We start from the raw sequence: 14,165 nt of genomic DNA, 5'->3' as shown, positions 1-14,165 counted from the left end.
AAGCCGACCGGCGGCTCAGGCGATGCGATTGCGCAATTCGCCCCCCTGCAGCATGGCGTGGAGGTTGGCCAGCATCACCTCTTGCTGGGCCTGCTGGGCCGAGGCCGCATTGGCCGCGACATGGGGACTGAGCACCAGGTTGGGCTGCTGGCGCAGGCGCTCGGGCACCTCGGGTTCGCGGGCGAAGACGTCCAGCGCCGCGCCAGCGATCACCCCCTGCTCCAGGGCGTCGGCCAGGGCATCCTCGTCGACCACGCTGCCGCGAGAGATATTGACCATATGGCCCTCGGCGCCGAGCGCGGCCAGGACCTCGGCATCCACCGCGCCCACGGTCTCGGCGCTGGCGCGGACCGCCACCACCAGCACGTCGCTCCAGCGCGCCAGCTCCAGCAGGCTGCCGTGATAGGCATAGTCCAGCCCCTCCCGCCTTGAGCGATTGAAGTAGCCAATCTCCATGTCGAAGGTTGCGCCACGCCGGGCGATGCGCCGACCGATCTCGCCCAGGCCATAGATGCCAAGACGCCGCCCGGCCAGGCCCGGGACCTGGGGCATGCGCTCGACGGCGTTGCCCTGCCAGCGGCCGCTGCGGACGAAGGCATCGCCCTGCAGCAGGCGGCGCGCGCTGGCCAGGACCAGGCCAAAGGCGAATTCGGCTACGGCGGTGGCATTGGCATCACCCGCCGTGGTCACGGCGATACCGCGCGCGCGGCAGGCGTCCAGTTCCACGCCTTCGTAGCCGGTGCCGTAGCAGGCCACCAGCCGCAGCGCCGGCAGGGTATCCAGCAGCGCGGCGCGGGTCGGCAGGCCGCCGATGGTCAGCAGCGCCACGGCCTCCTCGGCCCCCGCGGGCAGCGCCGCGGGATCGGTCGAAGGAAAGGGCCCCAGGACCCGGTAGTGGGCTTCGAGCTGGGTCACCAGTCCCTGGGGCAATTGCGGGGCCATCAGCAGCGTCGGTTTCATTTTGTAATACTTTCCTTGAGGCAAAACCCAAGCGTCGCCAGCAGGAGCCGTGGTCGTCAACCATTCTCTTTAGGCTGCCGCTTTCGGCGGTCTTGATCCGTGCCTTCGAACCAAGGCAAGTCCTTGATCGGCTGGGAAATTCGCGCAACTTGTCGAGCCGGGCCCAGGTCCGATCGGCGTCCGCCAACCACACAGGGATTTTCGGGATGACCAGAGTTCTCCGCCAGGCCGGCACCACCTGCTGTCTTGCCTTCCTTGCCGGCAGCCTGCCGCTGACCGCCACGGCGCTGGAATTCAGCGGCTACGGCCGAGTGGGTGTCGGCGGCTCCGCGGAAGGCGGCAAGCAGAGCTGCTTCCAGCTGCCCGGCGCACCCGCCAAGTACCGCCTGGGTAACGAATGCGAGACCTACTGGGAACTCGAATTGCACCAGACCCTGTACAAGGGCGTCGATGGCACCGAACTCAAGGTGCACGGCATGGCCAGCCTCTACAACGTCTATGACCAGACCCCCACCTTCAGCGGCGACAACGGCAACGTGCGCCTGCCGCAGATCTGGACCAGTCTCAGCCTGCCGGCGCTCAATGGCGGTGGTCTCTGGGCCGGGCGTCGCTACTACAAACGTCACGACATCCATATCAACGACTTCTACTACTGGAATCCGAGCGGCACCGGTTTCGGCGTGGAGGACTATGGCCTGGGCGACAGCGGCCTGCGGCTGAGCTACGCCTTCAGTCGCGAAGACAACATCGACCAGCCGGACAAGGCCAACCGCCACGACCTGAACCTGGGCGGCATCAAGACCAATCCCGGTGGCGAGATCGAACTGGGGCTGTCCTACATCCAGCGCGCCGGTCAGGTACAGAACGCCCACAGCGGCTGGTCGGCCACCGCCGAGCACAAGCAGGCGCAATTCTTTGGCGGGGTCAACGTCTTCACCGTGCAATACGGTCGCGGGCCAGGCACCGGCCTGGGCGCCACCGGCAGCCTGACCGCCGATAGGGATTACGAGAGCCTGCGCGTGCTCGAATCGCCGCGCTGGCAGCTCACCCCGCGCTTCGGCGGCCAGTTGCTGGCGCTCTATCAGCGCGACCGCGCCCCCGGCGATGGCGGCCAGACCTGGTACTCCTTCGGCGTGCGGCCCAGCTATGCCTTCACCCGTCTGTTCAAATTGCAGGTGGAGTTCGGCCACGACCAGATCCATCCCGACAGCGGCGCCACCCGCAAGCTGAACAAGGTCACCGTGGCGCCGACCCTGGCGCTGGGCGGCATGGGGCTGATGGACCGGCCGGAGATCCGCCTCTACTGGACCTACGCCAGCTGGAACCGCGGTGCCCAGGATGCTGCCGTGGCCGGTACGGCGCTGTCCGACAGCGGCGCCTTCGGCGATGCCCGTCACGGCAACAACTTCGGCGTGCAGCTGGAAACCTGGTGGTAGACAGGGGCAAGCGAGACCGCCCGTCATAACCGGGCGAACTAAACTTATGCCGCCCGGTCGGTTTCCTGACAACCAAAAGGCCGACCAGGGAGAACGCCATGAATCCTCTCGCCCGCGAGCTGCCCGCAGCGAGTGACACCGCCACCACCCTGCTCGAGCGCTTCCAGCGTGTGCGCAGGGCCAGCGAGGCGCTCTGCGCCCCGCTCACCGTCGAGGATTACGTCATCCAGAGCATGGCCGACGTCAGTCCGCCGAAATGGCACCTGGCCCACGTCACCTGGTTCTTCGAGGCCTTCATCCTCAAGCCCTTCCTCAAGGGCTACCAGACGCCCAATCCGGCCTACGACTACCTGTTCAACTCCTATTACGAGACCCACGGCAAGCCCTTTCCGCGGGCGGCCCGCGGGCACCTGTCGCGACCGGGCGTGGACGACGTCTATCGCTTTCGCGCGGCGGTGGACACCGCCATGGCCGAGCTGCTCAGCGCGCCGCCGGCCGAACATGCCGCCGAGATCGCCCGGCGCCTGGAACTCGGTCTGCACCACGAGCAGCAGCACCAGGAATTGCTGCTCATGGACATCAAGCACATCCTGGCGCAGAACCCCCTGCACCCGGTCTATCGCGCCGACCTGGCCAAGGGCCCCAAGGCCGCGGTCGCGCCCCTGGGTTGGGAAGCCCATCCGGGCGGCGTCCGGCATGTCGGCCATGGCGGCGACGGCTTCGCCTTCGATTGCGAGACGCCGGTGCATCGGCAATTCGTCGATGACTTCCAGCTGGCCGATCGGCTGATCACCAATGGCGAATACCTGGCCTTCATCGAAGACAACGGCTACGGCCGCAGCGATCTCTGGCTGTCCGACGGCGCCGCGGCCATCCGCACCCTCGGCTGGCAGGCGCCGCTGTACTGGCAGAAGCTCGATGGCGTCTGGCACCACTTCACCCTGGGCGGCCTGACCCCGGTGGATCCAACCGCACCAGTCTGCCACCTGAGCTTCTATGAAGCCGATGCCTACGCCAGCTGGGCCGGTGCCCGGCTGCCCACCGAGGCGGAATGGGAAACCGTGGCGGCGCGCCAGCCGATCCAGGGCAACTTTGTCGACCAGGATCACCTGCAACCGGTCGCCAATGCGGACCAGGGCATGCGCCAGCTGTTCGGCGACGTCTGGGAGTGGACCGGCAGCGCCTTCCGCCCCTACCCCGGCTTCAAGCCACTGCCGGGCAGCCTGGGCGAATACAACGGCAAGTTCATGTCCGGCCAGATGGTCCTGCGCGGGGGCTGCTGCGCCACGCCCCAGGACCATGTGCGTGCCACCTACCGCAACTTCTTCTATCCCACCATGCGCTGGCAGTTCTCCGGCCTGCGCCTGGCCAGAGAGGTCTGACCCATGGCCCTAGCCGTGCGCTTCTTCGATCAGCAACCGGTGACCGTCGCCGACAGCTCGCTGCGGGACGATGTGCTCCAGGGCTTCGCCCAGACCCCCAAGGCGCTGTCGCCCAAGTACTTCTACGATCAGCGCGGTTCGGAGCTGTTCGAGGCCATCACCCGGCAGCCCGAGTACTACCCCACCCGCACCGAAGAGGGCATCCTGGCCGCGGCGGCCGGTGAGATCGCCCGCCTGGCGGGGCGCGACGCCGCCCTGGTCGAACTGGGCAGCGGCGCCAGTCGCAAGGTGCGCCTGCTGCTGGAAGCCATGCACCCGGCCGGCTACCTGGGCATCGACATCTCCCGGGAATTCCTGCTCAGCAGCACCCAGCGTCTGGCGGCCGACTATCCCTGGCTGGACGTCAGCGCCGCCTGCGCCGACTTCAGCCGCCCCATGACCCTGCCCGACAGTCTCGACGGCCTGCGCCCCATCGCCTTCTTTCCCGGTTCGAGCATCGGCAACTTCACCCCGGAAGAAGCCGGCGTTTTCCTGCGCAATCTGCACCGGATGCTGCCGACGACCGGTGGCCTGCTGATCGGCGTAGACCTGATCAAGGACAGGGCGCGGCTGGATGCGGCCTACAACGATGCCGCGGGAGTGACCGCCGACTTCAATCTCAACCTGCTCGAACGCATCCGCCGCGAGCTGGACACCGATCTGGATCCGCAGCGCTTCCGCCATTTGGCCTTCTTCAACGAAGAACAGGCGCGCATCGAGATGCACCTGGTCAGTACCCGCGACCAGACGGTACGTCTCGAAGGCCGCCGCTTCACCTTCCGCGAAGGCGAGCGGCTGCATACCGAAAATTCCTACAAGTACAGCCTGGCGAGCTTTCGTGCCCTGGCCGAAGACGCCGGTTTCAGACAGGTGCGGGTGTGGACCGACCCCGAGGGGCTGTTCGCCGTTTTCTACTTCGCGGCCTGATCCTTTCGACAGATAAATGACAACCGGTAGACTGTGAGGCGGGTAGTGAGGGAACTCTCGACCCCATCACGCTCTAAGTAGCAATCTGCTACTACAGCGCACCGAGACGTTGCTATGGAGCCCGCTCCACTCACTGCGGCCAACGAACGCCAGCGTCTTGCACTGCTGCGCGATCTTGCCCTGATCGACCGCCCTGCCGACCGTGCCTTCCAGGATCTCACCGATCTCTGCGCCCGGTTGTTCGATGTCCCCTATGCAATGATCTGCTTTCTTGACGGCCAGCAGGTCCATTGTCGAGCCACCGTAGGCTGCGCGCCTTTCACCGTGCCGCGCGGCCAGTCGTTCTGCCAGCACCTGCAGGAAACCAATTTGCCGCTGCAGGTGGAAGACGCCCGCAACGATGCCCGCTTCGCCGACCTCCAGGTGGTGAGGGGTGCACCGAACATCCGCTATTACCTGGGCGCGCCGCTGCGCACCGCCGAAGGGCTGATGCTCGGCAGTCTCTGCCTGTTCGATGCCGCTCCCCGCGCCGCCCTGCCCCAGGATCGGCTGGTGGCGCTGCAGCAACTAGCGGCCCTTGCCAGCCAGCACATCGAATTGCTGCGCACCGAAGCCTTCTGGGATCCGGTCACCCAGCTGCCCAACGGTCAGCGCTTCAGCGAGGATGCCGAAGCCCTGGCCCGGGCCGGTACCTCGGTGGTGGCGGTGGCGGCCGATCTGTTCGCCCAGAGCTATCTCAACGACTTCATCAAGGCCATGGGCCAGGCGCATTTCGATGGCCTGCAACGGGCCATCAAGCAGCACCTGCGCCGCCTGCTACCGGCTGAACAACCGCTGTATCGCCTCGGACCGGCCCGCTTCGGCTTTCTGCTGCACGACGCCGACGAGGCCGCGCAGCGGGCGCTGCTCGAGCGCCTGCAGCAGGAATTGACCGGGGTGCTCGACTACAATGGCATTCCCATCCAGACCCGGCTGGGCCTGGGGGTGATGTCCCTGACCGACGACCATCCCACCGACTGGCTGCGTGCCCTGATCGCCACAGCCGACGATGCCCGCGCCGAAATGCGCGGCTGCCGGTATTTCGATCCGCAGCATGACGCCGCCTACCGCCGCGCCTTCGCCCTGCTCAGCGCCCTGCCCCAGGCACTGCGCGCCGAGGACCAGTTGAGCCTGGTCTATCAACCGCGCATCGATCTGGCCACCGGTCGCTGCCACAGCGTCGAGGCGCTGTTGCGCTGGCAGCATCCGCACCTTGGCCCGGTCAGTCCGGCGGAATTCATTCCGCTGGCGGAAAAGACCGCGCTGATCACCGCGCTGAGTCGCTGGGTCATGCAGCAGGCCATCAGCCAGGCCTATGCCTGGCAACGCGAGGGCCGGGGCCTGGGGGTGGCGATCAACATCTCCGCCCATGACCTGAACGATCCGGACTTCACCGAGCACACCACCGACCTGCTGCAGCGCTATCCGGTCGACCCCCGGCGCCTGGAGCTGGAGGTCACCGAGAATGCCCTGCTGGGTGACGTGGCGCTGATCCATCGGCAGCTGGCCGCCCTGCGCGAGCTGGGCATCGGCATCGCCATCGACGACTTCGGGACCGGCTACAACAACCTCTCGCACCTGCGTGAGTTGCCGGCCGACACCATCAAGATCGACCGCAGCTTCGTCCGCGAACTGACCCACCGCACCAAGGACCGGCTGATCGTCAGCTCGCTGATCGAACTGTCCCATCAACTGGGCTTTCGCATCACCGCCGAGGGTATCGAGACCGCCGAGGCCCTGGCCAGCCTGCTGGCCATGGGCTGCGACGAAGGCCAGGGCTTCTGGATCGGCAAGCCCATGCCCGAACCGGAATTGCAGGCCTGGTTGCTGATCCAGCAACCGGATCTGCAACGACGCCCTACGCGGCGTGCGCCGGTCTTCCAGCTGTTCGACAACGCCGCCAAGCACTGAGGCGCCCTGCCCCGCGGCCTAGCCGCGGGTTGGCGCCTCAGGCGCGCCGCAAGATCACTCCTGGGTGCGCTTGCGCGGCGGCGCGAAGCCGTCGGCCGACGTTGGCACCAGGGCGCCGGGACGGCGTTCGGACTTGGGTTTGGCCTTGCTCTTGGCCTTGCCGTCCTTCTTGCCCTCGGTCTTTTTCTTCTTCACACCCGCGGCCTTGCCCGAGGCCTTGAGCTTTTTCGGACCGCTGTAGCTGGCCTTGAGACCCGGCAGGTGACGACGCTCGAATCTCAGCTTGAGATAGCGCTCGATGCTGGACATCAGATTCCAGTCGCCATGGGTGACGAAGGAAATCGCCAGACCGGCCTCGCCGGCGCGCCCGGTGCGGCCGATGCGGTGGACGTATTCGTCGCCACTGCGCGGCAGGTCGTAGTTGATCACCAGGTCCAGGCCGTCCACGTCCAGGCCGCGGGCGGCCACGTCGGTGGCGATCAGGACCTTGACCGCGCCGCTCTGCAGCCGCTCCACGGCCAGCTTGCGGTCCTTGGTGTCCTTGTCGCCGTGCAGCACGAAGACCTTGAGGCCCTCGGCCACCAGGCGGCCGGTCAGGCGATCGGCCTGCACCTTGGTGTTGGTGAAGACGATGGCCTTGCGATAGGTCTCGTTGGCCAGCAGCCACTGCAGCAGGCGCTCCTTGTGCGGCGGCTCGTCGGCCAGGATCACCTGCTGCACCACGGCTTCGTTGAGCTCGCCGGTGCGGTCCAGCATGAGATTCTGCGGCTCGCGCAGGACCTGCTCGACCACCTGACGCAGGCTGTTGCCCCCGCTGGTGGCGGAGAACAGCAGGGTCTGGCGGCCTTCGCGCTCGCAACTGGCGGCGATCTGCAGCACGTCCTCGGAGAAGCCCATGTCGAGCATGCGGTCGGCTTCGTCCAGCACCAGCATCTCGATGTCCTTGAGATCCACGTTGCCGGCGTTGCGCTGCTCCAGCAGGCGACCGGGGGTGGCCACCAGGATCTCCGGATTCTTGCGCAGGCCGGCGGCCTGGACGCGGAAGTCCTCGCCGCCGATCACCAGGCCGGCCTTGAGAAAGGTGAACTGGCCGAAGCGTTCGATTTCCTTGGAGGTCTGCTGGGCCAGCTCGCGGGTCGGCAGCAGGATCAGGGCGCGGGCACCGGAACGCGGCTTGGGATCCTTGAGCAGGCGATCCAGCAGCGGCAGCAGGAAGGCCGCGGTCTTGCCGCTGCCGGTACGGGCGGTGACGCGCAGGTCATGGCCCTCCAGGGCCGGGCCCACGGCGGCGGCCTGGACCGGGGTGGGCGTCTTGAAGCCCAGGGTGTCGAGGGCCTTGAGCAGGCGCTCGTGCAGAGCGAGTTCGGTAAACACGGGGTAGACCTCGGTAAAGAAAGGCGGCCGCCACCGGCGACCGCAGGTGATCAGGGGACCAGACGGCTGCGGAACAGCGCCTGGTGCTCGCGGCACTGGGCGGCGGCGAGCAGGAAGACGCCATGGCCGCCGCGCTCGAATTCGAGCCAGGTGAAATCGACTTCCGGATAGAGCGCCTCGACGTGGACCTGGCTGTTGCCCACCTCCACGACCAGGATGCCCTGCTCGGTGAGGTGATCGGCCGCTTCGGCCAGCATCCGTCGCACCAGATCCAGGCCGTCGTCACCACAGGCCAGGCCCAGGGCCGGTTCGTGCTGGTACTCGGCCGGCATGTCGGCGAAGTCCTCGGCATCCACGTAGGGCGGATTGCTGACGATCAGGTCGAAGCGCTGCCCCGGCAGGCCGGCGAAGCCGTCGCCCTGGACGGTATAGACGCGCTCCTCCAGGCCGTGGCGCTCGATGTTCTGCCAGGCCACTTCCAGGGCGTCGTAGGACAGATCGCCCAGGGCCACCTCGGCCTCGGGGAAGGCATAGGCGCAGGCGATGCCGATGCAGCCCGAGCCGGTGCAGAGATCGAGGATGCGCGCCGGCGTGGCCGGCAGCCAAGGGGCGAAGTGCGCTTCGATCAGCTCGCCGATGGGCGAACGCGGCACCAGCACCCGCTCGTCGACGGTGAACGGCAGACCACAGAACCAGGCTTCGCCGAGCAGATAGGCGGTGGGCACGCGCTCCTGGATGCGCCTGTGCAAGAGCACCCCGAGTTCGTAGCGCTCGTCGTCTTCCAGGGCGCAGTCTAGGTAGCGGTCGGCGGTGTCCCAGGGCAGGTGCACGGCGCCCAGCACCAGGGCGCGGGCCTCGTCCCAGGCGTTGTCGTGGCCATGGCCGAAGAACAGCTCTTCGGCATGGAAGCGGCTGACGGCCCAGCGGATGTGGTCGCGCAAGGTGCGCAGGCGGGATTCGCTCATGAAAGGCTCCGGATGATCAGCCGCGCATTCTAACCCGCGCCCGGTCCGGCTGCAGGAACTTAACGCCGGACCCCTTCTTCCTAACCTAGGCTTGTTTGAAAAGTCGCCGAGCGAAGGTCAGGCAAGGCAAAAATCCGTGAGGAAGCGGAGTTTACGAGTGGTAAATGAGCATTCCGAACGGATTTTTAACGCAGCATGGCCGAGCGCAGGCACTTTTCGGACAAAGCCTAAAGGTCCAGTTAGGAGAACGTCATGAGCAAGACCGTAGCCGACCATCTCTGGGAGCGCCTCGGGCAGTGGAACGTCGAGCGCGTCTTCGGTTATCCCGGCGATGGCATCAACGGCATCATGGGTGCCCTGGGGCGGGTGGCCGAGCAGTTCGACTATGTCCGGGTGCGCCACGAGGAGATGGCCGCCTTCATGGCCTGCGCCCATGCCAAGTTCACGGGCGAGGTGGGCGTCTGCCTGGCCACTTCCGGGCCCGGGGCCATCCACCTGCTCAACGGCCTGTACGATGCCAAGATGGACCATATGCCGGTGGTCGCCCTGGTCGGCCAGCAGGCCGCCTCCTCGCTCGGCAGCGACTACCAGCAGGAAGTCGATCTGCACACCCTGTTCAAGGACGTGTCCGCCTACGTGGAGACGGTGGTGCATCCGGCGCAACTGCGGCATGTCATCGACCGCGCCTTTCGCGTGGCCATCGCCGAGCGCCAGGTGGCCACTGTGATCATTCCCAACGACATCCAGCAGTTGCCTGCGGTGGAAAGCCCGCCGCACCAGCACGCCAATGTACTTTCCGGGGCCGGTGCCATCCCGCCACGGCCCTATGCCCAGGAAGACGACCTGCAGGCCGCCGCCGACATCCTCAATGCCGGCAAGAAGGTGGCCCTGCTGGTGGGCGCCGGTGCCCTGCAGGCGCGCAGCGAGGTGATGGCGGTGGCCGAGAAGCTCAGCGCCGGGGTGGCCAAGGCGCTGCTGGGCAAGGGTGTTGTCTCCGACGAACTGCCCTATGTCACCGGTTCCATTGGCCTGCTCGGCACCGAGGCCAGCGATCTGCTGATGAAGGAATGCGACACCCTGCTGATCGTCGGCTCGACCTTTCCCTATACCGAATTCCTGCCCAAGGAAGGCCAGGCGCGGGCGGTGCAGATCGACCTGCATGCGCGCAACATCAGCATGAGGTATCCCATCGAGCAGCCGCTGCTGGGCGATGCCGCCGAGACCCTGAGGCGCCTGCTGCCGCTGCTGCAGAGCAAGCCCCACGACAAATGGCGCGCGCGCATCGAGAAGAGCGTGGCCGACTCCTGGCATTCCATCGAGCAGCGCGCTTTGGCGCCCGCCGATCCGATCAATCCGCAGCGGGTTTTCCATGAACTGTCCCAGCAACTGCCGCGTGACGCCATCCTCTGTGGCGACAGCGGCTCCCACACCAACTGGTATGCCCGCGACATCCGCATGAGCGGGCAGATGCTGGGGTCGCTGTCGGGCAAGCTGGCGACCATGGGCTGTGGCATTCCCTATGCGATCGCCGCCAAGTTCGCCCATCCGGATCGCCCGGTGATCGCCCTGGTGGGCGACGGCGCCATGCAGATGAACGGCAATGCCGAACTGGTCACCCTGCAGCAGTACTGGAAGAGATTCAGCAACCCGACCTTCATTGTCATGGTGCTCAACAACGGCGATCTCAACCAGGTGACCTGGGAGCAACGCGCCCTGGCCGGCGATCCCAAGTTCGCCCCGGCCCAGGACGTTCTGGACTTCCCCTATGCCCGCTATGGCGAATTGCTCGGCTTCAAGGGCCTGCGCATCCATCGTCCGGACGAGGTGGCCGATGCCTGGCAGCAGGCCTTCGAAGCGGATCGCCCGGTGGTGCTGGAGTTCGTCACCGACCCCAGCGTGCCGCCGTTGCCGCCGCACATCAGCTTCGAGCAGGCGCGGGCCTTCCTCGGCGCCATCGCCAGTGGTGATCCGAATCGCTGGGACATGCTCAAGCAGGGGGCCCGACAGCTGCTGCGCTAGCCCGCGCCTCTCAGGCTCGCCAAGGACCGCCGAGGCGTATAACCTCGGCGGCCTTACAGCGCCTGGGGTATGAGCATGCAGTTGCCCGAGCAAGACCGTTTCGATCCGCCGCCGCTGCGCCTGCGGCGGCCCTTTCTAACCTCCCTCGCCGCCGGCCTCGGCACCCTCTCGGTGCTGACGGGTTTGGCCGCGCTGCTGGCGGGCGGTGCCGCGCTGCTGCAGCTGCCGCAGTTGGCGCCCTATCTGACGATGGCCCGCGAGACCGCCCAGGGCTTTCTGGGCGGCGGTGCGCTGCTCTTGCTGGTCGGGCTCTGGTTGCGCCGCCGCAGCCAGCGGCGCTGGCGCTATCGCAATGCCTTGAGCCTCTCGCCCGAGCTCAAGCGGCGGCGCTAGCTAGCGCTGCCGCAGGCGTGCCAGGCCTCCGCCCAGCAGGCCGGTAAGGCAACCCAGCACCAGGCCGCCGACATGGGCGCCATTGGCGATGGAGCCGAAACCGAGCAGGTCGAAGACGCCGGTCAGGCAGATCACCAGCCAGATCAGCATCATGGCCACCACGCCGCGCGGCATGCGATAGGCCGGATTGGGCGCCAGCCACTGGAACAGCCAGCAGTGGCCGAGCAGGCCATAGAGCACCCCGGACAGGCCGCCGAACAGGGCCGGGCCGGTCCAGGCGTACTGCACCAGGTTGGAGCCGGCGGCGAACACCAGGGTCAGGAGCAGCAGCATCAGGCCGCCCTGGCGGAATTCGATGCGCCGACCCAGCTCCCAGTACCAGAGGGCGTTCATCGCCAGGTGCAGCAGACCGAAGTGCAGGAAGATCGGAGTGACCAGCCGCCACCATTCGCCACGGGCCAGGCTGGCGTCGAGATCGAGGAAGGCGATGTGCTCGGCGTCGATCAGGCGGAATTCCTGCAGCGTCAGGTAGTGGATCAGCGCCAGGTTGTCGCCCAGTTCGGTGGCCAGGCCCAGCAGCAGGGTGATGGCGAGAAAGACGGCGCTGACCGGACTGGCCTTGAGTTGCGCCAGCAGGCCGAAGCCGCGGGGTCCGCGGGGGGTCTGGACCTCGCCACGCGGATCGCCATCGGGATAGCGCTCATAGAGGCTGCGGGTCTCTTCGACCCGCGCCGGGTCCAGCACCCAGAGCACCTGGCTGTCGCCCTCTTCCACCACCCGGTGGCGGATCTGCAGGCGCCGCAGCAGGCGGGTGAAGCCCAGCAGGTCGCGACCCAGGGGCACGCGCAGCACGGGTTGCGGCTGGTTCATCGCCCCTCCTCGCGCTGGACGTCGATCCAGACGAACTTGGCCGGATCGATCTGGCGTTCGTCGTCGAGGCGGTAGGCCACCAGCTTGCCGTACTTGACCGCGCTGTAGTCCAGGCAGGCCAGGTTGGGCCGCAGGGGTTCGGGATGGCCATCGCGCCAGTAGTGACCGACGAACAGCATCGGCTCCTCTTCGCCATAGCAGAGCAGCCCGGCCTTTTCCTCGTCGCTCAGGGGTTCGCAGGCGATTTCCGCCGGCAGCGCATCCGGCTGGAAGACCACGTCGCCATAGGTTTGGGGATCGCTCTCCCAGAACTTGGTGCGAAAGCGCGCCCGCACGTAGCCGTCGCTGCCGGTGAGGCGCAGGCCGTGGGGCAAGGGCAGCGAGACGCCGTTGAGCAGGCGTGAGGCGACCCGGCTGGCGAGGCTGCCACCGACGATGGACTGGCGGACGAAGTCCTCGTCGATGCAGGCGTCCGGATAGTGGTGGAGGAGTTCGTCGATCAGCCGCTGATCCCAGCAGGCATGCACGATGCGGAAGTGACCGAAGTCCCTGCACAGCGGCAGGGTGTAGAGCCAGTCCAGGTGGTCCTGCCACTCGCCGGGATGATCGGCGAAGGCGGCCAGGGTCTCCTGGATCAGCTGGCGATGACGGGGGGTGTGTTCGCGCACCCAGGTCTGGCCGGTGCCGGGGAGCGCCGGGGTGTGCCAGGCCAGGGCATTGAGTTCGTGATTGCCGAGGATGCAGTGGGCATGGCCACCCTCGACCATGGCGCGCACCCGACGCAGGGCGCCGCGAATGCGCGGGCCGCGATCGACCAGATCGCCGAGAAAGATCGCCTGGCGTTCGGGATGCTGCCAGACGCCGTCCACCTGTCGATAGTCGAGGCGCTCCAGCAGCAGGTCCAGGGTATGGGCGCAGCCGTGGATGTCGCCGATCAGATCGTAGCCGCGGGGCATCAATCGTCTCCCAGGCGACTGCCCCAGCCGAGCTTGGTCCGGCAGATCTCGTAGTAGTTGTGATCCAGCGGGTGGATCAGCCTGAGCTTGTGGGGCTTCTTCTGAATGGTCACGGTATCGCCGGGTGCGCAGGTGAAATGATTCTGGCCATCACATGAGACCTGCGGATAGATCGTCATGTTCGGCGACACCAGGATCGACAGGGTGCTGTCGCCGGAGACCACGATGGGCCGGCTGGACAGGGTGTGGGGATACATGGGCACCACCACGATGGCATCCAGCTTGGGATGCATGATGGGACCGCCCGCCGACAGCGAGTAGGCGGTGGAACCGGTGGGGGTGGCGACGATCAGGCCGTCGGCGCGCTGGCTGCAGACGAACTGGCCGTCGATGTACAACTCGAATTCGATCATCCGGGTGGATTTGCCCGGGTGCAGCACCACGTCGTTGAGGGCATCGCCCTGGCCGATCATCTCGCCGCCGCGTTCGACGAAGGCATCCAGCAGGAAGCGCGTCTCCATCAGGTACTGGCCGTCGAGCACCTCGGCGACCTTGGTCTCCAGCTCGTCGGGGCGGATGTCGGTGAGAAAACCCAGCTTGCCGCGGTTGATCCCCAGCACCGGAACCCGCGGGCGCACCAGGGCGCGGGCGGCGCCGAGCAGGCTGCCGTCGCCACCGACCACGATCACCAGGTCGCAGATCTCGCCCATGAGCTTGCGCGAGACCGTCTGCAGGCCGTGGCCAGGCAGGACTTCGGCGATGGTGTTTTCCAGGATGACGTTGCGCCCGCGTTGCAGCAGAAAGGTCTTGAGCCGGCGGATGGTGTCCAGCACCTGGGTGCTGCCGAGTCGACCGATGATGCCGATGTTACGAAAGGAGTCCATGACGCGCCGG

Annotated in this window: 12 protein-coding genes; 6 read left to right on the top strand and 6 right to left on the bottom strand. The window is 66.9% G+C overall.

Features of this window, described 5'->3' with window-relative positions; genetic code table 11:
- Positions 1 to 15: 15 nt before the first annotated feature.
- A complete protein-coding gene (locus OXS31_RS05560) occupies positions 16 to 960 on the bottom strand; it encodes a 2-hydroxyacid dehydrogenase (RefSeq protein ID WP_267398276.1) in 945 nt (314 codons plus the stop codon).
- Positions 961 to 1,166: 206 nt separating this feature from the next.
- Between OXS31_RS05560 and OXS31_RS05555 the strand changes: the two genes are divergently transcribed.
- The 4 genes from OXS31_RS05555 (at position 1,167) to OXS31_RS05540 (ending at position 6,694) form a co-directional block, all read left to right on the top strand.
- Positions 1,167 to 2,396, top strand: a complete 1,230-nt coding sequence (locus OXS31_RS05555) for a carbohydrate porin (protein ID WP_027601917.1) — start codon at positions 1,167 to 1,169, stop codon at positions 2,394 to 2,396.
- A gap of 98 nt (positions 2,397 to 2,494) precedes the next feature.
- Positions 2,495 to 3,778 carry an ergothioneine biosynthesis protein EgtB gene (gene egtB / locus OXS31_RS05550; RefSeq protein ID WP_042133447.1) on the top strand — a complete coding sequence of 428 codons (1,284 nt, stop codon included), beginning with the start codon at positions 2,495 to 2,497 and terminating at the stop codon, positions 3,776 to 3,778.
- Between the two features lie 3 nt (positions 3,779 to 3,781).
- On the top strand, positions 3,782 to 4,744 hold the full coding sequence (gene egtD / locus OXS31_RS05545) for an L-histidine N(alpha)-methyltransferase (protein ID WP_074583102.1): 963 nt from the start codon (positions 3,782 to 3,784) through the stop codon (positions 4,742 to 4,744).
- 114 nt (positions 4,745 to 4,858) lie between these two features.
- Entirely contained in the window at positions 4,859 to 6,694 is a 1,836-nt protein-coding gene (locus OXS31_RS05540; RefSeq protein ID WP_044340727.1) for a GGDEF and EAL domain-containing protein, read from the top strand.
- Positions 6,695 to 6,748: 54 nt separating this feature from the next.
- Here the strand turns inward: OXS31_RS05540 and OXS31_RS05535 are convergent, their stop codons facing one another.
- Entirely contained in the window at positions 6,749 to 8,068 is a 1,320-nt protein-coding gene (locus OXS31_RS05535) for a DEAD/DEAH box helicase (protein WP_267398273.1), read from the bottom strand.
- A gap of 50 nt (positions 8,069 to 8,118) precedes the next feature.
- Positions 8,119 to 9,033, bottom strand: coding sequence for a 50S ribosomal protein L3 N(5)-glutamine methyltransferase (gene prmB, locus OXS31_RS05530; RefSeq protein WP_042133433.1), 915 nt, complete (start codon positions 9,031 to 9,033; stop codon positions 8,119 to 8,121).
- 252 nt (positions 9,034 to 9,285) lie between these two features.
- On the opposite strand from prmB, the gene OXS31_RS05525 reads away from it, so the two are divergent.
- Entirely contained in the window at positions 9,286 to 11,052 is a 1,767-nt protein-coding gene (locus OXS31_RS05525) for a thiamine pyrophosphate-requiring protein (protein WP_150338928.1), read from the top strand.
- Positions 11,053 to 11,127: 75 nt separating this feature from the next.
- Positions 11,128 to 11,445, top strand: a complete 318-nt coding sequence (locus OXS31_RS05520) for a hypothetical protein (RefSeq protein ID WP_244898813.1) — start codon at positions 11,128 to 11,130, stop codon at positions 11,443 to 11,445.
- Here the strand turns inward: OXS31_RS05520 and OXS31_RS05515 are convergent, their stop codons facing one another.
- Genes OXS31_RS05515 through OXS31_RS05505 form a run of 3 tightly spaced genes read right to left on the bottom strand, consistent with a single transcriptional unit; the run spans position 11,446 to position 14,155 of the window.
- The gene (locus OXS31_RS05515; protein ID WP_267398269.1) at positions 11,446 to 12,315 is read right to left on the bottom strand and encodes a rhomboid family intramembrane serine protease; all 870 of its coding nucleotides are present in this window, start codon (positions 12,313 to 12,315) and stop codon (positions 11,446 to 11,448) included.
- Positions 12,312 to 13,271, bottom strand: a complete 960-nt coding sequence (locus tag OXS31_RS05510) for a metallophosphoesterase (RefSeq protein ID WP_267398268.1) — start codon at positions 13,269 to 13,271, stop codon at positions 12,312 to 12,314. Before OXS31_RS05510 ends, OXS31_RS05515 begins: the two co-directional genes overlap by 4 nt.
- Complete coding sequence (locus OXS31_RS05505; RefSeq protein WP_007158929.1) at positions 13,271 to 14,155, bottom strand: NAD(+) kinase; 885 nt, start codon at positions 14,153 to 14,155, stop codon at positions 13,271 to 13,273. The genes OXS31_RS05510 and OXS31_RS05505 overlap by 1 nt, the downstream gene beginning before the upstream one ends.
- Positions 14,156 to 14,165 lie beyond the last annotated feature (10 nt).

This window comes from Pseudomonas sp. GM_Psu_1, assembly GCF_026544185.1.
In the GTDB taxonomy this organism is placed as follows: Bacteria; Pseudomonadota; Gammaproteobacteria; order Pseudomonadales; family Pseudomonadaceae; genus Chryseomonas; species Chryseomonas oryzihabitans.
The sequence above is the reverse complement of the archived record's forward strand: the minus strand, read 5'-3'. Positions and strand labels throughout refer to the sequence as shown.